The organism is Vibrio sp. 2132-1, assembly GCF_033344315.1.
Map to the genome: position 1 here is coordinate 1 of NZ_JAWPON010000860.1, position 518 is coordinate 518.

2 protein-coding genes are annotated in these 518 nt (G+C 45.9%); one reads left to right on the forward strand and one right to left on the reverse strand.

Going from position 1 to position 518, the window contains the following annotated elements; all coding sequences use genetic code 11:
- On the forward strand, positions 1-246 hold a 246-nt coding region (locus R8N47_RS28415), incomplete at its 5' end, for a DUF2982 domain-containing protein (RefSeq protein ID WP_318186509.1).
- 20 nt (positions 247-266) lie between these two features.
- On the opposite strand, the gene R8N47_RS28420 is transcribed toward R8N47_RS28415, so the two are convergent.
- On the reverse strand, positions 267-518 hold a 252-nt coding region (locus R8N47_RS28420; RefSeq protein WP_318115295.1), incomplete at its 5' end, for an MBL fold metallo-hydrolase.

The window sequence follows — 518 nt, forward strand, 5'->3', positions numbered from 1 at the left end:
TATCTGGGCGCAAGGCAGAACCATTGTGAAGAGAAATTTGAAGATATGATGCTCGACCCACAACCGTACACTAGCAAAGCGGGAAAACAATACGACGGTTTGCAAGCCATGCTGGCGAATAGAATGAAGTATCAAAGAAAATTTTACGGCTATGATGTGTTTATTTCTGCCAGTGATTTAGACAGGGAAGCCGACGAATTTGTAGGGCTGACTCGGCGATACTTAGCGGCCGCCGAGCCAGAATAATAACGAGTACAGACAAGGCGCTAGTATAGTGGCATCTCGTCAGCAACAAACGGGTTGGTTTTGCGCTCGTGACCGAAGGTAGATTGAGGACCATGACCCGGTACAAATGTAACATCGTTACCTAGAGGCCAAAGTTTCTCTTTAATTGAACTAATCAACGTATTGAAGTCGCCTTGAGGGAAGTCAGTACGACCAATGCTACCGTTAAACAGAACATCACCAACAAACGCTAAACGCGCTTCTTCACTATAAAGCACTACGTGACCTGGCGT